Annotated in this window: 16 protein-coding genes; 9 read left to right on the forward strand and 7 right to left on the reverse strand. The window is 55.6% G+C overall.

Going from position 1 to position 16,987, the window contains the following annotated elements; translation table 11 throughout:
• Positions 1 to 180: 180 nt before the first annotated feature.
• From RAHAQ2_RS22175 to RAHAQ2_RS22195, 5 genes are read right to left on the reverse strand one after another with little or no spacing between them, the layout of a single operon-like run.
• On the reverse strand, positions 181 to 1,695 hold the full coding sequence (locus RAHAQ2_RS22175; protein ID WP_014341621.1) for an ABC transporter substrate-binding protein: 1,515 nt from the start codon (positions 1,693 to 1,695) through the stop codon (positions 181 to 183).
• Positions 1,676 to 2,725: an ABC transporter ATP-binding protein gene (locus RAHAQ2_RS22180; protein WP_014341622.1), complete on the reverse strand. Its 1,050-nt coding sequence runs from the start codon at positions 2,723 to 2,725 to the stop codon at positions 1,676 to 1,678. The genes RAHAQ2_RS22175 and RAHAQ2_RS22180 overlap by 20 nt, the downstream gene beginning before the upstream one ends.
• Positions 2,709 to 3,686: an ABC transporter ATP-binding protein gene (locus RAHAQ2_RS22185; protein WP_014341623.1), complete on the reverse strand. Its 978-nt coding sequence runs from the start codon at positions 3,684 to 3,686 to the stop codon at positions 2,709 to 2,711. Before RAHAQ2_RS22185 ends, RAHAQ2_RS22180 begins: the two co-directional genes overlap by 17 nt.
• Complete coding sequence (locus tag RAHAQ2_RS22190) at positions 3,683 to 4,543, reverse strand: ABC transporter permease (RefSeq protein ID WP_014341624.1); 861 nt, start codon at positions 4,541 to 4,543, stop codon at positions 3,683 to 3,685. Before RAHAQ2_RS22190 ends, RAHAQ2_RS22185 begins: the two co-directional genes overlap by 4 nt.
• Entirely contained in the window at positions 4,540 to 5,478 is a 939-nt protein-coding gene (locus tag RAHAQ2_RS22195) for an ABC transporter permease (RefSeq protein ID WP_014341625.1), read from the reverse strand. The genes RAHAQ2_RS22190 and RAHAQ2_RS22195 overlap by 4 nt, the downstream gene beginning before the upstream one ends.
• Positions 5,479 to 5,706: 228 nt before the next feature.
• Here RAHAQ2_RS22195 and RAHAQ2_RS22200 point away from each other — a divergent pair, with 228 nt between their 5' ends.
• A complete protein-coding gene (locus RAHAQ2_RS22200) occupies positions 5,707 to 6,462 on the forward strand; it encodes a LuxR family transcriptional regulator (RefSeq protein WP_014341626.1) in 756 nt (251 codons plus the stop codon).
• A gap of 90 nt (positions 6,463 to 6,552) precedes the next feature.
• Positions 6,553 to 7,452 (forward strand): proline iminopeptidase-family hydrolase, encoded by a 900-nt coding sequence (locus RAHAQ2_RS22205; protein WP_014341627.1) that lies wholly within the window; start codon positions 6,553 to 6,555, stop codon positions 7,450 to 7,452.
• Positions 7,453 to 7,530: 78 nt separating this feature from the next.
• Here RAHAQ2_RS22205 and RAHAQ2_RS22210 read toward each other — a convergent pair whose 3' ends face one another.
• Positions 7,531 to 8,517, reverse strand: coding sequence for an AraC family transcriptional regulator (locus RAHAQ2_RS22210; protein WP_014341628.1), 987 nt, complete (start codon positions 8,515 to 8,517; stop codon positions 7,531 to 7,533).
• A 60-nt stretch (positions 8,518 to 8,577) separates the two neighbouring features.
• Here RAHAQ2_RS22210 and RAHAQ2_RS22215 point away from each other — a divergent pair, with 60 nt between their 5' ends.
• The 4 genes from RAHAQ2_RS22215 to RAHAQ2_RS25285 all read left to right on the forward strand — a co-directional run bounded on the left by RAHAQ2_RS22215 (position 8,578) and on the right by RAHAQ2_RS25285 (position 12,992).
• Positions 8,578 to 9,816 carry an MFS transporter gene (locus RAHAQ2_RS22215; RefSeq protein ID WP_014341629.1) on the forward strand — a complete coding sequence of 413 codons (1,239 nt, stop codon included), beginning with the start codon at positions 8,578 to 8,580 and terminating at the stop codon, positions 9,814 to 9,816.
• 534 nt (positions 9,817 to 10,350) lie between these two features.
• Entirely contained in the window at positions 10,351 to 11,784 is a 1,434-nt protein-coding gene (locus RAHAQ2_RS22220) for a cytochrome ubiquinol oxidase subunit I (RefSeq protein WP_014341630.1), read from the forward strand.
• Positions 11,777 to 12,781, forward strand: coding sequence for a cytochrome d ubiquinol oxidase subunit II (gene cydB, locus RAHAQ2_RS22225; RefSeq protein WP_014341631.1), 1,005 nt, complete (start codon positions 11,777 to 11,779; stop codon positions 12,779 to 12,781). Before RAHAQ2_RS22220 ends, cydB begins: the two co-directional genes overlap by 8 nt.
• A 61-nt stretch (positions 12,782 to 12,842) precedes the next feature.
• Entirely contained in the window at positions 12,843 to 12,992 is a 150-nt protein-coding gene (locus tag RAHAQ2_RS25285; protein WP_014341632.1) for a DUF2474 domain-containing protein, read from the forward strand.
• Between the two features lie 28 nt (positions 12,993 to 13,020).
• Here RAHAQ2_RS25285 and RAHAQ2_RS22230 read toward each other — a convergent pair whose 3' ends face one another.
• On the reverse strand, positions 13,021 to 13,782 hold the full coding sequence (locus RAHAQ2_RS22230) for a FadR/GntR family transcriptional regulator (protein ID WP_014341633.1): 762 nt from the start codon (positions 13,780 to 13,782) through the stop codon (positions 13,021 to 13,023).
• Positions 13,783 to 14,005: 223 nt separating this feature from the next.
• Here RAHAQ2_RS22230 and RAHAQ2_RS22235 point away from each other — a divergent pair, with 223 nt between their 5' ends.
• The 3 genes from RAHAQ2_RS22235 (at position 14,006) to RAHAQ2_RS22245 (ending at position 16,956) form a co-directional block, all read left to right on the forward strand.
• On the forward strand, positions 14,006 to 14,746 hold the full coding sequence (locus RAHAQ2_RS22235) for an SDR family oxidoreductase (RefSeq protein ID WP_014341634.1): 741 nt from the start codon (positions 14,006 to 14,008) through the stop codon (positions 14,744 to 14,746).
• Between the two features lie 63 nt (positions 14,747 to 14,809).
• Positions 14,810 to 15,652 carry an ureidoglycolate lyase gene (locus RAHAQ2_RS22240; protein WP_014341635.1) on the forward strand — a complete coding sequence of 281 codons (843 nt, stop codon included), beginning with the start codon at positions 14,810 to 14,812 and terminating at the stop codon, positions 15,650 to 15,652.
• Positions 15,653 to 15,678: 26 nt separating this feature from the next.
• On the forward strand, positions 15,679 to 16,956 hold the full coding sequence (locus RAHAQ2_RS22245; protein ID WP_014341636.1) for an L-fuconate dehydratase: 1,278 nt from the start codon (positions 15,679 to 15,681) through the stop codon (positions 16,954 to 16,956).
• The last annotated feature ends 31 nt before the right edge of the window (positions 16,957 to 16,987 follow it).

Consider the following 16,987-nt stretch of genomic DNA (forward strand, 5'->3'; position numbering starts at 1 on the left):
GGAGAGGGTTTAGCAGACGACTCTGCTATATCTTCTCCTTTTTTATTTCTGCGGCACCAGCCTGACAAAATCCAGAAATAGCGGATTTCGGCAAGAAAAAAGCCCGCTCGGAAGCGGGCTAAAAACCACAAAACAGACTTTTGTCTCAACTTTCTTATTATCTCCCTGGTGCAGGATTTCTTATTCTTTCACCGTCTCCTCAAGCGTGAAACGCCCTAACGGATTCTGGTGGAAATCTTTGATATTTTTACGCGTCACGTTGCGATACGGGCTGTAATACAGATCAATCCAGTTCACGTCGGCTTTCGCCATTTTCTGCAAATCGATGTACATCTGTTCACGCTTCTTCGGATCCATCTCCACACGCGCGGCGGCCACCAGCGCTTTCACTTTGTCATTGTGATAACGCGTCATGTAATTCATGTTCGAGTCGTGGCCCAGCGTAAAGGTAGTTTTCTGATCCGGGTCGAGAATGTCGTTAGTCCAGTACATCACCGAAATGTCATAATCTCCCGCCACTAACATGTCCCAGCTCTGGCTCGGATCCACTTTCTGCAAGTTGGCGGTGATCCCGGCTTTTGCCAGTTGCTGTTGCAGCAGTACGGCAATCTGTTCATCCACCTCATCACCGGCATTCACCAGATATTTCAGGGTCAGGTTTTTCACCCCTGCCGCCGCCAGCAGTTGTCTGGCTTTTTCAGGGTCGTACGGGCGTTGCAGGTTACCGGCGTAATGATACAGCGCCCCGTCAGGGATGTAGGAGTTGGCGATTTTGCCGTAACCGAACGTCACGGTATCAATAATGGCTTTTTTATCGATGGCGAAGTCCAGCGCCTGACGCACCTCCACTTTGCCCAGGTCACCGTGCGAATGGTTGATCAGCAGGTGATCTTCACGGGTGGAGGTATCCAGTTCGACCGCCAGTTTCGGGTCTTTTTGCAGCGATGAAATGCGCGAGAACGGGATCGACAGCGCCGCGTCAATTTCTCCGGCCTGCACTTTCAGCATGCGGGTATTGTCATCCGGCAGCGTCAGCCACTCGACGCCATCAAGTTTCACTTTCGCGGCGTCCCAGTAATACGGGTTTTTGACCAGTTCGACTTTCTCGCCGCGTGTCCACTCTTTCACGCTGAACGCGCCGGAACCGACCGGGTGTTCCGCAAAGTCATCCGCACCCTGTCTGGTCAGCGCCTGTTGCGAAATCACCGAGGCATTCGGCAGCGCCAGTTGAGAAAGGAATGCCGCCGATGGCGTTTTCAGGGTGATAACCAGCGTATGGGCATCGGGGGCTTTCAGCGTATCGATAATGCTGTATGAATCCTTCCACAGCGATCCGGCGTCATCACGGATACGCGTCAGGCTGAACACCGCATCAGAAGCAGTCACCGGCGTGCCGTCAGAAAATTTCGCGTCGCGCATTTTCAGCGTATAGGTTTTACCGTCCGGCGAAATCGTCCAGCTTTCCGCCAGACCCGGCAGCAGTTGGGTGCCGGTATTGTCAACGCGCACCAGCGGATCAAAAACATTGGAGAACACCCAGTTATCGGCGTTTTGCGCTGACCTGATCGGGTCAAATGTGGTGCTGTCTTCACGACGACCAATGGTCAGCACCCCCGCCGCCTGCGCCACTTCGCTGACCAGACTCAACGCCAGCAGCACCCCGGCGGCCACAACGTTAAAATGCTTTTGTTTCATGTAACATTCCTTCAGTCATCGGATTGATCCCGTCGCTTTTGTGATTTTCAAGAACACAGGCGAAGGCATGGTCGGCAATATGCCGGGTTTCAGGTACTGCGCCATGCCTGCACTCAGGGAGCGCAAAGGCACAGCGTGGATGGAAAGCGCAGCCCGCAGGCAGCGAAACCGGGCTGGGTGGTTCACCCTGTAACGGATGTTCCGGCAGCGGCCGGTCGGGGTCGATTTCAGGAATGGCCGCCACCAGCGCGGCGGTATAAGGATGTCGCGGCGCGTTAAACACCGTTTGCGTCGGCCCGCTCTCGACAATACGCCCGAGATACATCACCGCCACGCGGTCACACAGGCGGCGCACAATCGCCAGATCATGCGCGATAAACAGGATCGCCAGCCCCATACTTTCACGCAAATCCATCAGCAGATTGATGATCTGCGCCTGAATCGACACATCCAGCGCGGCAACACATTCATCGGCGACGATCAGGCGCGGTTCGATAGCCAGCGCACGGGCAATACCGGCGCGCTGACATTGCCCGCCGCTCAATGCCTGCGGACGGCGTGTGGCATGTTCCGGGCTTAGCCCGACCAGGGTCAGCAGCGTATTAATCCGCGCGGGAATCTCCGCTTTCGTCACTTTCCTGTGTACCCGCAGCACCTCGCCGATACTTTCGCCAATCGTCTGGCGCGGATTGAGTGAGGAAAACGGATCCTGAAAAATCATGGCGGTTTGCTGACGCAGACGGGCAATGTCAGGTTTCATTCCCCCGGTGATCAGCTGGCCGTTAAAACGAACCCGTCCGGCGCTGACGTTTTCCAGCTGCAACATCGCGCGGCCAAGGGTACTTTTTCCGCTGCCCGATTCACCGACCAGTCCCAGCGTTTCGCCAGCGCGGATGTGCAGTGACACATCGTTCACGGCCTGAACATGGCGCTTTGTAAAACCCAAACCTGAGACGGGAAACGTCACGCAAAGGGCTTCCACTTCCAGCAGCGGATACGGCTGCGGCTTGAGATCAGGCAAATGACTCATTCTCCCTCCCGTGGATCAGCGGATGATGACAGGCGGTGGCATGACTGCCCGTTTGCATCGCGGGCTGGCTGTCCCGGCACAACGCCGTCGCCTGCGTACAGCGCGGATGAAAACGGCAGCCGGACGGGAATCGCGCCGCGACCGGCGGCTGACCGGGTAACGTGATCAGCCGTCCGGCGCCCCCCTCGCTGACCGGCTGGCAGTCAATCAGGCCGCGCGTATAAGGATGCTGCGCTTGTGCCAGGACCGGCCTTTTGTCGCCGGTTTCACACAAACGTCCGCCATACATCACCGCGATGCGGTCACAGGTTTGTGCCACCACGCCCAGATCATGCGTGATCAGAATGATGGCGATACCCAGCCGGTCACGCAGATCGCGGAGCAGATGCAAAATCTGCATCTGTACGGTGACATCCAGCGCCGTGGTCGGTTCATCGGCAATCAGCATTTTGGGTTCGCAGGCCAGCGCCACGGCGATCATTGCCCGCTGACGCATGCCGCCGGAAAACTCATGCGGGTAGTTATCTGCCCGTCGCTGCGGGTCCGGAATACCGACCTGACGCAGCAGTTCCACCGCCTGTCTCTGTGCCTCACGGCGGCTGGCCCCAAAATGCAGACGGCGGCTTTCAGCAATCTGCTGGCCGATGGTCATCACCGGATTCAGATGACTGGCCGGATTCTGGAAAATCATGCCGATCTCCCGCCCGCGAATGGCCGTCATGCGTTTATCGTTCAGCGTCAGTAAATCGGTGCCATTGAGGCGGATTTCCCCGGCGCGGATATGCAGCCCTTCACCGGGCAGCAGGCGCATCATGGCACGGCAACTCAGCGTTTTACCGGAACCGCTTTCGCCGACCAGTCCGAGAATATCCCCCGCATTCAATGTCAGAGAAAGCCTGTCCACCAGCGCCACACCCTGCCGGTCTTCAATGGTCAGGCCGGAAACCTGCATTAACGTCATGGCCGTTCCCCCAGTTTGTCACCCAGCCCGTCCGCCAGCAGGCTGAAACTCATCGCCAGTACCACAATGGCTAAACCAGGGAAGGTCGTTATCCACCACGCCGTGGTGATAAAGCTCTGGCCTTCGGCGACCATCACACCCCATTCCGCCACCGGCGGCTGAACGCCGAGGCCGAGATAACTCACCGACGCGCCGCTGAGTAACACCAGCACGCAGTCGGACATTGAGAACACCAGCGAACTGGTCAGCGCGTTGGGCAGCAAATGCAAAAGTAAGATACGCGGATGGCTGTAGCCCAGGCTGCGCGCGGCCAGAATAAAATCCCGGTGTTTCAGCGTCAGCACCTGCGAGCGCACCAGACGGGCATACGATACCCAGCCGACCATGGCCATCGCGATATAAAAACTGCCCAGTCCCGGCCCGAGAATGGCAATAATCGACAGCATCAGCACCAGAAAAGGAAACGCCAGCACCACGTCTATCACCCGCATGAAAAAGGTGTCCACTGCACCGCCGAGATACCCCGCAAACGCGCCGGTCAGCGTGCCGAAGGTAAACGGAAAAATGACGCCAATCAGACAGATTTGCAGATCAATCCGCGCACCCCACATCACACGGGAAAGAATGTCGCGGCCAAAGTTATCGGTGCCGAAAGGATGGGTGAATGATGGCGGTGACAGTGTCACTGTTGCATCCTGCGCGATCGGGTCAAACGGCGCGATCCACGGGCTGAGCAGCGCAATCAGAACCCAGACACTGAGCATCACAATCCCCAGCCGCAACGCCTGCTGACGCGGCAACCCGCGCAGATGAAAATATCCCATGCGTTGTGTCGCAATCTTTCCGGTCATGCTCATAGCTTCACCCTCGGATCCAGCGCCACAGTCAGTAAGTCCGCCAGCAAATTCACTGCGACCGTCGCCAGCGCAAACACCAGCACCACGCCCTGTACCACCATGTAATCGCGGCTGATAATGGCTTTCACCAGCAGTTGCCCCATCCCGGGAATGGCAAATACACTTTCAATCACCACCGTGCTGCCAATCAGCCAGCCGATATTTACTGCCAGCAGATTGACTGTCGGCACCAGTGAATTGGGCATCACATGTCGCCAGAAAATACGGTTTTCGTTCTGTCCCCGCGCACGGGCGGCGGTGACGTAATCATTCTGTAACTCCATCAGCAGACTGGCGCGCAGGTTACGGGTCAGTACCGCCGACAGCGCCAGCGCAACGGTCAGGCACGGCAGAAACAGATGATGAACCCGCTCACCAAAGTCGCTGCCATAGCCCGACACCGGAAACCAGCCGAGTGACAGGCTGAACAGCAAAATCATCATGATCGCCAGCCAGAACGCCGGTAATCCAAGGCCGATCGTGGAGAGCAAGCGGATCACCTGATCCGCCAGCCGCCCGCGATGTCGCGCCGCCCCGGCCGCCAGCGGCACGGTGAACAGCATCGCCAGCACCACGCTGCCGAGCACCAGATACAGCGTGGGTTCAATGCGCGACATGATAAGCTTTAGCGTATCCACGCGGTAAATCAGTGACTTGCCCATCTCGCCATGAAACAGGTTGCGCAGAAAATAGAGATATTGCTGCCAGACCGGCAGGTCCAAACCGTACTGCACCCGGATGCGGGCAATGGCTTCCGGTGTGCTGCGCACCCCGAGCAGGATCCGCGCCGGATCGCCGGGTATGGCACGCACCATCACGAAAGTCAGAATGCTTATCCCCAGCAACACCGGCAGCAGTTGCAGCGGGCGCCAGAGCAAAAATCGGTAACGGTGCATGACAATCCTCTTAATGGCAGTTTCTGGTGCAGAGCGAGAGTCTTTTCCCCTGTGGCTTTACGTTAGCCGCAGTCAGACTCCCCCGGTAGTTAGCAAAAATACTAGGTTTGCACCCGCAGCGATGTGGCACCGCGATTGCATAACTTTTCTTTAACACGTGGGATTGAGCAAAACCGGTGCCCGATCAGCCCATTCAGGCCGGTAAAGAAGTGATGCGGAGATAAATTCATGAAGCTCGCGGTACAAGAGAGTGCAGTGTCTTTGCGGGAAACCACCGTTGATGGTGCGTTTGATCAGCTTTTCGCCCAAACCTCACGCCTGGGGTTTGATGCCCTGATTTACGATTACACGCCGGTGCCGCGAACGCTCGAGGGCGAACTGATCACGCCGTCGCTGTTGCGGATGTGCAATGTGCCCGGCGACATGCAGCGGTTATGGCTGGAAAACGGGTATTATCAGGTCGATCCGGTGCAGCATTACGCCCTCGAAAGCTGCGCACCGTTTGTCTGGTCTTATCAGCGTCCGGACAATACTTCGCTGCAAAACCGCCTCAGCGATCTCAACAAACCTGTCACCCATTACATGTGCGATAACAACATGCCGAGCGGTGCAACGGTACCGCTGCACCTGCCGAACGGCGGCTTTGTGACCGTCACCGGCATTCATACCGGTGCGGGGCATGAGCTGGATATTCATGATGTACTGGCCGAACTGAGCCTGCTGGCGCTGACCTTTCAGGAGTGCGTGTTTCCGCTGTTCGACAGCAGTATTCTCACCTGCCGCCACGTGCGGTTAAGCAAGCGAGAACGTGAATGTCTGACGTGGGCGGCGGAAGGATTAACCGCTAAAGAGATCGCCCGCAAACTCAACCGGTCCATTGCCACCGTCACGCTGCATCTTAATACCGCCGCCCGCAAACTGGGGGCCAGCAACCGTGTGCAGGCAGTGGTGCGCGCGATGCATTACCGTTTACTCGACAGCTGATCTGCCCTGTTTTCTATCTTTTTTACTAGCTGTTCAGTGCCGCCCCGATGTTTACCCTGTTGTATATTATTCACCGACGGGGTAAACAAAATGTACAACATCACTGAAGGCTATGCGCCGTTTCAGGAATACCAGACCTGGTATCGCATCTGTGGCGATTTACATAACGGCAAAACGCCGCTGGTCATTGCCCACGGCGGCCCCGGCTGCACCCATGATTACGTGGATGCTTTCCGCGATATCGCCGGAACCGGACGCGCGGTGATCCATTACGATCAGATTGGTAATGGCCGCTCAACCCACCTGCCTGACAAACCGGCAGACTTCTGGCAGCCGTCGTTCTTTCTGGCGGAACTGGACAATCTGCTGCACCATCTGGGCATCGGACAAAATTACGCGCTGCTCGGCCAGTCCTGGGGCGGCATGCTCGGTGCCGAACACGCGGTCACGCAACCTCCCGGCCTGAAAGCGCTGGTCATCGCCAACTCTCCGGCCTCAATGGCACTCTGGCTGCAGGCCGCCGCCCGCCTGCGCAGCGAACTGCCGCCGGACGTTCAGGAAACCTTACTGGCACATGAAGCCGCCGGAACCCTCGACAGCGCGGAATACAAAGCCGCATCGCAGGTGTTTTATGCCCGTCATGTCTGCCGCCTCGATCCGTGGCCGGAAGAAGTAAAACGCACCTTTGCGGCGATGGACGCCGATCCGACCGTATATCTGGCCATGAACGGCCCGACCGAATTCCACGTTATCGGCAGCATGAAAAACTGGACAGTGATCGACCGCCTCCCCGCCATTAATGTGCCGGTATTGCTGATTTCCGGCCGCTACGACGAAGCCGCTCCCGAAGTGGTACAACCTTTTGCGGATTTGATCAAAGGCGCCGAATGGGTAATTTTCGAGAATTCGAGTCACATGCCCCACGTCGAGGAACGGGAAGCCTGTATGAAATGCGTGGAGGCATTTTTGGCGAGCCACGGTTCACTCTGATGATGCCTGCAGGCTGCGTCGCAACTATGCCGAAGCAGCCTGAAAGGGGGGTATTCGTCTGGCGTTGACCCGGATTGATTAACGGCTGGCACCGGGCGATTGCCCGGAAATGCGCTTATAAGCCCGGCTAAAAGCGGCCTGTGAGGTATAACCCAGACGAAATGCGACGGTCTCGATAGGGATCTTGCTGTCTGCGAGCCACTGCGTGGCGAGTTGCATCCGCAGTTCTGTCACGTAACGCAACGGCGATACGCCAATCATGGATTGAAAGCGCGCGGCGAAAACCGAGCGTGAGATGTGCGACTCTGCCGCCAGCTCCGCAACTGTCCAGTTTCTGCCCGGCTGCCGGTGCAGCGCCAGAATAGCCCTTGCCAGCCGGGGCTCCCGCAATGCCGCGGCAATGCCTGAGGCATTTTCACATCCGCATTCAACCCACCCGCGAACAATCATTGCCGCAGCAACTTCCGCAAGCCGGGCCAGAATGCCTGCAAAGCCAATGCGGCCGGAGCATATTTCACGTTTCATCGCATCAATTACCGGCAGCAGTCCGGGATAACGTTCGCCTTTGGCATCCGCCACCATGGTGTCCGGCATCAGTTTGCCCAGACTTTGCATTCCGCCCAGATCAAACTCCATGCAGCCATAAAAAAGAATCACGCCCGGTATCGTGTCCCTGCTCGGGCAGGTATCCACACCACTCACGGCGTCCCCCAGTGGCGCGACATCGAAATCGTCAATGTCCTGAGCGGTATTGTCTGGTTCAGAAAGAAGCTGATGTGCCATTCCATGCGGCATAAAAACGACATCACCGGCAGACAAGGGATGAAGCACGCCATCCCCGGTTTTAAGGACAGCAGAACCGACGGCAAGATAGTGAAAATAAGCATGGCCGGGCCTCGGTTTGAAAGCCATGCCAAACTCAGGGCCGGTCTGGATGCGACGATATTGCACACCGCGCAGACGCATGCCTGTCAGGAGTTCACTGATCAGGTCAGAAGAAAGGGCAAAGGGATCGTGCTGTGTCATTTCAGGAGTAATAGTCAAAAAACAAGGATTATGAATCATAGATCATCTCAACCATCCTGCCTAGAATTTGCGCTACGTTAATTTTCAGGAATGTTTGAAATGAATCATAAAACACAGGGCTCAACGCCCGCGATCCAACGAGATGTGCAACAGGCTCCGCCGGCGTGGATGGCCGTCTTCTCCCTCACCATGGGCGTGTTCGGCTTGCTCACGGCGGAATACCTGCCAGCCAGCCTGTTAACCCCCATGGCCTCAGACCTGCAGGTGACGGAAGCCTTAGCGGGTCAGGCGGTGACGGTCACCGCTGTTATCGCGCTGTTTGCCGGGCTGCTGGTCCCGGGCCTGACACGTAAGCTTGACCGCAGAACCGTTCTGTTAAGTTTTACCGTGCTGATGATCGCCTCAAACCTGCTGGTCGCCCTTTCCTCAAGCCTTGTCGTGTTGCTGGCAATGCGGATCCTTCTTGGCGTCGCGCTGGGCGGATTCTGGAGTATGGCCGCGGCGGTGGCGATGCGGCTGGTTCCGGAGAAATTCGTACCGAGAGCCCTGTCGGTTATCTTCAGTGGTATCGCCGTGGGAACCGTCGTTTCGGTGCCGCTGGGAAGTTTTCTCGGCGAACTCTATGGCTGGCGCAGCGCGTTCATTGCCGCGGCTCTGGTGGGAGGCGTCACGCTTGCTTTTCAGTGGTTCACATTACCGCGCATGGCGCCCCGTCAGGTTACGCATACAGAATCCGTCTTAACCTTACTGCGCCGTCCCGGCATTGCAACGGGGATGTTCGGTTGCGTGCTGGCACATACCGGGCAGTATGCCCTGTTTACGTATATTCGCCCTTCTCTGGAAAGCGTGAGTCATGTAGATGCGGGCGGACTGGCCCTGCTCTTGCTCGGATTCGGTGTGGCCAATTTTGCAGGCACATTGCTGGCGGGCTGGGTAATGACTTACAGCCTTCGTCTGACGCTCATTGTGATGCCTTGCCTGGTGGGCATCGCGGCATTGGGAATGATATTACTGCCCGTTCAGATAACCGGACTCACTCTGCTGGTTTTGCTGTGGGGGCTGGCATTCGGCGGTGTGCCCGTCGCCTGGTCAAACTGGGTAACCCGCTCAGTGCCCGATCAGGCTGAGAGCGCAGGAGGCATGGTAGTGGCTGCCGTGCAATCTTCTATCGCGGCCGGTGCGGCACTGGGAGGTGTCATGTTCGGACTGGGGGGGATTTCCGGAGTATTTATTACGGCGGGTATTGTGATGTTAAGTGCCGCGCTGATCATTGCCTTGTGCGTCAGGGTCGGTCTGCCCGGATACGGAGCAGAAACCGCGTCCCTTCAGCAAGGATAACCTCAGGGAAATCCGCTGATCATCATTCAGTAAATTCCTAAAAATAGCTAAATTTAATTCCGCACAAACATTGTTGCCATCGTGTCCGAATACTTAATTTATCATTATGTTAAAACTCTTTCCGGCTAATTTCATTGAACGGATTTGAGCTATAACAGTTATAGTAAAATTGAGTCTGCGTTTTAGGAATACGTTTTACTCCCGGCGGAGTAAAAGCAAACACATAAAATATAAATACATATAAATCAAGAAATTATATTTTACGGGTGACAATGTTTTCCATTTTTATAAAATCTGGCCGGGAAATAAAATCATTTTCGCCCCGTGAGCGGAGAAGACAACAACCCTTTGAATTATAATGATAAAAATGACAATCGCCCGAACTGTTATAGTATTTGATCACCAAACTGTATATACCCCTAAAAATAATATCAGTGCACAATCCTTGCGTGTTAATCACATATAAATCACAAGTGTACTATATATGTTAATTTTAATTAACTTGTCCCACTTTCTCCTGAGGGGATATCAGCAATGTTTGGATTAGATGCTTTTCACCTGGCAAGAATACAATTCGCATTCACCGTTTCTTTTCACATCATATTTCCTGCCATTACGATCGGGCTGGCAAGTTTTCTTGCGGTGCTTGAAGGGATGTGGCTGAAAACCGGCAACCGCAGTTATCGGGATCTGTATCATTTCTGGTCCAAAATTTTTGCGGTTAACTTTGGCATGGGGGTCGTGTCAGGTCTGGTGATGGCCTATCAGTTCGGCACCAACTGGAGCGGGTTCTCGCAATTTGCCGGCGGTATTACCGGCCCTTTACTGACTTATGAAGTGCTGACCGCGTTCTTCCTGGAAGCGGGTTTTCTCGGCGTCATGCTGTTTGGCTGGAACCGGGTCGGTCCGGGCCTGCACTTCTTTGCGACCTGCATGGTGGCGCTGGGAACGCTTATCTCCACCTTTTGGATCCTGGCGTCGAACAGCTGGATGCATACCCCGCAGGGCTATGAAATTGTGAACGGCGTCGTGGTGCCGACGGACTGGTTTAAGGTCATTTTTAATCCCTCGTTTCCTTACCGGCTGTTCCATATGTCCATCGCGGCTTTCCTCGCCAGTGCGTTCTTTGTGGGGGCTTCCGGTGCCTGGCATCTGCTTCGCGGCAACGATACGCCAGCGGTTCGGACAATGTTTTCCATGGCGTTATGGATGGCATTGATCGTCGCCCCCATACAGGCCATGGTCGGCGACGCTCACGGCCTGAATACCCTGGAACATCAGCCTGCGAAAATTGCGGCAATAGAAGGCCACTGGGAAAACCCGCCCGGAGAAGCCACACCGTTAATTCTTTTCGGTATGCCGGATATGGAACAGGAACGCACGAAGTATGCGCTGGAGATCCCGTATCTTGGCAGCCTGATCCTGACGCACAGTTTGCAGAAACAAGTGCCTGCGCTGAAGAGTTTCCCGAAAGAAGATCGTCCTTTCTCACCGGTGATTTTCTGGTCTTTCCGCATCATGGTCGCGCTCGGTCTGCTGATGATCACGGCAGGCGTGCTGGGTGCCTGGCTGCGTTATAAAAAGCGGCTTTATCAGTCCCGCCCGTTCCTGTGGTTTACGCTGCTGATGGGGCCTTCCGGTCTGATTGCCCTGCTGGCGGGCTGGTTTACCACAGAAATTGGCCGTCAGCCGTGGGTGGTTTATGGCGTTCAGCGCACCCGTGATGCTGTCTCCGCACACGGTGAAATGCACATGAGCCTCAGCCTGTTAGCTTTCCTGCTGGTTTATTCATCCGTCTTTGGTATCGGATACGTCTATCTTATGCGCCTGATTAAGAAAGGGCCGGTGACCGGTGAAGGCGATGAGGTTTCGCATGGCGGACCCGGTAAGAAAAGCACACCCGCACGTCCGCTGTCTGCTGCGCACGAAGGGCTGAGCAATCCTGAGGGAAGTAAAAAATATGATTGATTACACTATTATATGGTTTGGAATTATCGTATTTGCGAACCTGATGTACATCGTGATGGATGGCTTTGATCTGGGTATCGGTATTTTATTCCCGTTCAATAAAGATAAAACCGAACGCGACATGATGGTCAACACCGTTGCGCCGGTGTGGGACGGTAATGAAACCTGGCTGGTGCTGGGCGGTGCGGCCTTATACGGCGCTTTCCCGCTGGCCTATTCGGTTATCGCCGACGCACTCACCATCCCGTTAACCCTGATGCTTTTCGGTCTGATTTTTCGCGGCGTAGCGTTTGAATTTCGTTTCAAAGCCACCGAGAAGCACCGGCCGTTTTGGGACAAATCTTTCATTACCGGCTCTGTTGTGGCCACCTTCAGTCAGGGTGTGGCTGTCGGCGCGGTACTCAATGGTTTTGAGGTGACGGGCAGAACGTTTACCGGCTCCGCATTAAGCTGGCTGGCTCCCTTCCCCCTTTTCTGTGGCGTTGGCCTGGTGGTCGCCTACGCGCTGCTCGGCTGTACCTGGCTAATCATGAAAACCGAAAATTCCCTGCATCAGAAGATGTGCAGACTCGCTAAACCTCTGGTCATCACACTGCTGGTGATCATGGGTATTATCAGCATCTGGACACCGCTGACGCATGCCGATATCGCGCATCGCTGGTTCAGCATGCCGAATCTGATCGCATTTCTGCCGGTGCCGGTTCTGGTCTTAGCCAGTACCTGGGGAATTTTGCGGGCAATAAAAAGCAACGCACATTATATGCCGTTCCTGCTGACCCTCGCGCTTGTTTTCCTCGGGTTTTCGGGGCTCGGGATCAGTATCTGGCCGAATATTATTCCTCCGGCAATCTCGATTTGGGATGCGGCATCATCGCAAAAAAGCCTGGCGTTTATGCTGGTTGGCGCGGCGTTGATTATTCCCGTTATCCTGATTTATACCTTCTGGAGTTATTACGTGTTCCGCGGGAAAATCAAGGAAAACGAGGGTTACCATTGATCTGAATATTACCGGGCGGCGTGACGGCATTATTTTCGCCCGGTTATCACAGGAGGTCCTGATGAAGAGTCTGACCGTTAATAGTAAGAAGCCATTCTGGAAACGCGTTGTCTGGCTGATAATCATTTATACGTTAAGCGTTTTGTCACTGGCTGTGGTGGCATTCTTATTCAGAATGATGATGACGGCCGCCGGAATGAAATCACATTGAAATAAGAGATTACTTCCAGCAGCCTTTCTTACCCTTGCCCGAAAATCTTAATCACCGCATCCAGATGTTCTTTCATAGCTTTCTTCGCTGCACGACTGTCACGGGCTTCAAGCGCGGTCAGGATCTCAAGGTGTTCGATCTCAGAACGGTGCGGCATGTCCTGCGGCGTGTAGTGTAATTGCAGGCTGCGGAACATGGTGCCATAACGGTGGCCGAGCAGGTGGGCGATGATAAAAGCGTAAGCCGGATTTCCGCTGGCCTGCGCGATACGGATATGGAATAAACGGTCGCCGGGGTGGGTTGCCGAGCCATTGCGGTTATCACGACAGTTTTGTTCATATGCCTGCCTGATCGCCGCAAGTTCCGCATCAGTGGCGTTTCTTGCCGCCAGTGCGGCTGTTTCAGGTTCAATCAGACGGCGGGTTTGCAACAGCGAAAACGGTGGCAGTTCAGCGGTAAAATCCAGCGCGATATTCAGCTCGTCATCCACGTCCGTCCACTGATTGCGCCCCGCCTGCGACATTACCGGTTCCTGCGAAGGCGTCAGCGGAACGGCCGGGGGCTGACGGACAATCACGCCGTTTCCCACCCTCACATCCACCAGCCCGATCACTTCCAGCGCAATCAGCGCCTCCCGCACCGAGGCGCGGCTGACCTGCAACTGACTCGCCAGTTCACGTTCGGACGGCAGACGGCTGCCGGGCGGAAATTCTTTGTTATCTATTAACGTCTTAAGCTGATCAGCTATCTGCCTGTATATTCTGGGATTTTCTAATTTTTTTATCGGCATCGGACACCTGAGGTCAATTCTCATTAAGTGATTCAGCTAGCATTTTCCGGACAAAAATCTTGCTGATTTGTTTTATGCATGTAAAAAATTGGTTAACTGAAATGGCGTTTTAAGCAGAAGCTTGCCGGACATCTTAGCAAAAAGCACTGGTTTTAACGCATTTTTTTCACCTCCAATGGCCTGACCATTAGACCTATAAAACGCTATTTTATTGGGAGTTGCTATGAACCTGGCAGGGAAAAAAGTTCTGATCACCGCCGCCGGACAAGGCATCGGTTTCAACACCGCCACGCTGTTTGCCCTTGAAGGTGCAGAGGTGATTGCCACCGACATCAACATTGAGGCGTTACACAATATTCCGGGCATCACCCCGCGCCTGCTTGATGTCACCGACCCGCAGGCCATTGCCGCGCTGGCAGAAGAAACCGGCGCGCTCGACGTGCTGTTCAACTGCGCCGGCGTAGTACACAGCGGTGATATCCTGACCTGCACCGAACGGGAATGGCAGTTCGCGCTCGATCTCAACGTCACCGCGATGTTCCGTATGATCCGCGCTTTTCTGCCCGCCATGCTTGAGCGCAACAGCGGCTCGGTGATCAACATGTCGTCGGTCGCCTCAAGCATCAAAGGTGTGCCGAACCGTTTTGCTTACAGCGCCTCAAAAGCGGCCGTGATTGGCCTGACCCGCTCTGTTGCCGCAGATTACGTCACCCGCGGCATTCGCTGTAATGCGATTTGTCCGGGCACGGTGGAATCGCCGTCCCTGCGCCAGCGCATCGCGGCACAGGCAAAAGCCGAAGGCCGCAGCGAAGCCGAGGTGTACGCGGCGTTTGTTTCCCGCCAGCCGATCGGGCGCATCGGTAAAACCGAAGAAATCGCCCAACTGGCGCTCTATCTGGCCTCTGACGCCAGTTCATACACTACCGGCACGGTACAAATTATTGACGGCGGCTGGAGCAACTGACGCGACAGCGGCTTTGAATTCCTTATTTTCACCGACCTGACTTTCACAGAAGGACACTGACCCATGAAATTATTACGTTACGGCAACCCAGGTTCTGAGCGCCCCGGCCTGCTGGATGACCACGGCAAATTGCGGGATCTCAGCGCGCATGTCGCCGATATCAGCGGCGAATTTTTGCAATCTGAAACGCTGGATAAACTGCGCCAGCTCGATCCGCAAAACCTGCCACTGGTCAGCGGTGAACCCCGTCTGGGCCCCTGTGTCGGCAAGGTAGGGAAATTCATCTGTATCGGCCTGAATTACGCCGACCACGCGGCTGAAACCGGCGCGGAGATCCCGAAAGAACCGGTGGTTTTCAGCAAATGGACCAGCGCGATTGTCGGCCCCAATGACGATGTGGAAATCCCACGGGACTCGGTAAAAACCGACTGGGAAGTGGAACTCGGTGTCGTGATCGGCACCGGCGGGCGTTATATCAGCGAGGCCGATGCGCTGTCGCATGTCGCCGGTTACTGCGTGATCAACGATGTGTCCGAGCGTGAATTTCAGATTGAACGCGGCGGCACCTGGGACAAAGGCAAAGGCTGTGACACCTTCGGCCCGACCGGTCCGTGGCTGGTGACGGCGGATGAAATCCCTGACCCGCACCAGTTAAATCTGTGGCTGGAAGTTGACGGCAAGCGCTATCAGAACGGCAACACACGCACCATGATTTTCCGGATCCCCGAAATCATCAGTTATCTCAGCCGCTTCATGAGCCTGCAACCCGGTGACATCATTTCTACCGGCACACCGCCGGGCGTCGGACTGGGGCAAAAACCGCCGGTGTACCTGAAAGCCGGTCAGGTCATGCGCCTCGGGATTGAAGGTTTGGGTGAGCAGCGTCAGAAGACAGTGCAGGCATAACCCCTTTACGCTAAAGGAATTTTGCGATGACAACGATTACGGCTTTACGTGTTGAAGATGTGCGCTTCCCGACCTCGCTGGCGCTCGATGGCTCGGATGCCATGAACCCGGATCCGGATTATTCCGCCGCGTATGTGATTTTAGACACTGACAATCCGGCGCTGAAAGGCCACGGACTGACCTTCACCATCGGGCGCGGCAACGAAATCTGCTGCGTGGCGATCAAGGCGCTGGAACACCTGATTGTGGGACGCGAACTGGCGGCCATTATCGCCGATATGGGTCAGTTCTGGCGCGATTTTACCAGTGACAGTCAGTTGCGCTGGATTGGCCCTGACAAAGGCGCAATCCACCTCGCGACCGGCGCGGTAGTTAACGCGGTGTGGGATTTGTGGAGCAAAGCCGCCGGTAAACCCCTGTGGCAACTGGTGGCTGACATGTCACCGGAAGAGCTGGTGCGCTGCATCGATTTTCGCTACATCACCGACTGCATTACGCCACAGGAGGCGCTGGCCTTATTGCGGCAACGCGCTGACAACAAGGCGCAACGCAGAGAGAAACTGCTGGCTGAAGGTTACCCGTGCTACACCACGTCAGCAGGCTGGCTGGGCTATCCCGATGACAAACTGCGCCGTTTATGCCAGGAAGCGGTCAACGCCGGTTTCGATTATCTGAAACTGAAAGTCGGGCGCGACCTCGAAGACGACATCCGCCGCGTGCGCATTGCCCGCGAAGTCATCGGCCCGGATCGCAAACTGATGATCGACGCCAACCAGGTGTGGGAAACCGACGAGGCGATCCCGTGGGTGAATGCCCTCGCCTTTGCCAAACCCTGGTTTATCGAAGAACCGACCAGCCCGGACGACATCGAAGGTCACCGCAAAATCCGTCAGGGCGTTGCGCCGGTTAAGGTCGCCACCGGCGAAATGTGCCAGAACCGCATCATGTTCAAGCAGTTCATTATGCGCGAAGCCATCGACGTGGTGCAGATTGATGCCTGCCGTATGGGCGGCGTCAATGAGGTGCTGGCCGTGATGCTGATGGCCGCCAAATACAATCTGCCGGTGTGTCCGCACGCGGGCGGCGTCGGGTTATGCGAATACGTACAACACCTGTCAATGATTGATTATCTGTGCATCGCCGGTACTCATGAAGGCCGCGTCATCGAATACGTTGACCATCTTCACGAGCATTTTGTGCATCCGTGTGACATCCGTGGCGCGGCCTATATGCCACCGCAGGCACCGGGATTCTCTATCGAGATGCATCAGGCGTCGGTCGAAAGATACCGCCATCACACCTGACCTCAATGTTCGGAAAGCAGGAAGGAAAATG

The sequence above is a fragment of the Rahnella aquatilis CIP 78.65 = ATCC 33071 genome, from assembly GCF_000241955.1.
GTDB classification, from domain to species: Bacteria; Pseudomonadota; Gammaproteobacteria; order Enterobacterales; family Enterobacteriaceae; genus Rahnella; species Rahnella aquatilis.

What these genes read in the sequence shown, in the direction of transcription:
- RAHAQ2_RS22175 (WP_014341621.1), bottom strand. Translation starts at nt 1,695, where the DNA reads ATGAAACAAAAGCATTTTAACGTTGTGGCCGCCGGGGTGCTGCTGGCG.
- RAHAQ2_RS22180 (WP_014341622.1), bottom strand. Translation starts at nt 2,725, where the DNA reads ATGAGTCATTTGCCTGATCTCAAGCCGCAGCCGTATCCGCTGCTGGAA.
- RAHAQ2_RS22185 (WP_014341623.1), bottom strand. Translation starts at nt 3,686, where the DNA reads ATGACGTTAATGCAGGTTTCCGGCCTGACCATTGAAGACCGGCAGGGT.
- RAHAQ2_RS22190 (WP_014341624.1), bottom strand. Translation starts at nt 4,543, where the DNA reads ATGAGCATGACCGGAAAGATTGCGACACAACGCATGGGATATTTTCAT.
- RAHAQ2_RS22195 (WP_014341625.1), bottom strand. Translation starts at nt 5,478, where the DNA reads ATGCACCGTTACCGATTTTTGCTCTGGCGCCCGCTGCAACTGCTGCCG.
- RAHAQ2_RS22200 (WP_014341626.1), top strand. Translation starts at nt 5,707, where the DNA reads ATGAAGCTCGCGGTACAAGAGAGTGCAGTGTCTTTGCGGGAAACCACC.
- RAHAQ2_RS22205 (WP_014341627.1), top strand. Translation starts at nt 6,553, where the DNA reads ATGTACAACATCACTGAAGGCTATGCGCCGTTTCAGGAATACCAGACC.
- RAHAQ2_RS22210 (WP_014341628.1), bottom strand. Translation starts at nt 8,517, where the DNA reads ATGATTCATAATCCTTGTTTTTTGACTATTACTCCTGAAATGACACAG.
- RAHAQ2_RS22215 (WP_014341629.1), top strand. Translation starts at nt 8,578, where the DNA reads ATGAATCATAAAACACAGGGCTCAACGCCCGCGATCCAACGAGATGTG.
- RAHAQ2_RS22220 (WP_014341630.1), top strand. Translation starts at nt 10,351, where the DNA reads ATGTTTGGATTAGATGCTTTTCACCTGGCAAGAATACAATTCGCATTC.
- cydB (WP_014341631.1), top strand. Translation starts at nt 11,777, where the DNA reads ATGATTGATTACACTATTATATGGTTTGGAATTATCGTATTTGCGAAC.
- RAHAQ2_RS25285 (WP_014341632.1), top strand. Translation starts at nt 12,843, where the DNA reads ATGAAGAGTCTGACCGTTAATAGTAAGAAGCCATTCTGGAAACGCGTT.
- RAHAQ2_RS22230 (WP_014341633.1), bottom strand. Translation starts at nt 13,782, where the DNA reads ATGCCGATAAAAAAATTAGAAAATCCCAGAATATACAGGCAGATAGCT.
- RAHAQ2_RS22235 (WP_014341634.1), top strand. Translation starts at nt 14,006, where the DNA reads ATGAACCTGGCAGGGAAAAAAGTTCTGATCACCGCCGCCGGACAAGGC.
- RAHAQ2_RS22240 (WP_014341635.1), top strand. Translation starts at nt 14,810, where the DNA reads ATGAAATTATTACGTTACGGCAACCCAGGTTCTGAGCGCCCCGGCCTG.
- RAHAQ2_RS22245 (WP_014341636.1), top strand. Translation starts at nt 15,679, where the DNA reads ATGACAACGATTACGGCTTTACGTGTTGAAGATGTGCGCTTCCCGACC.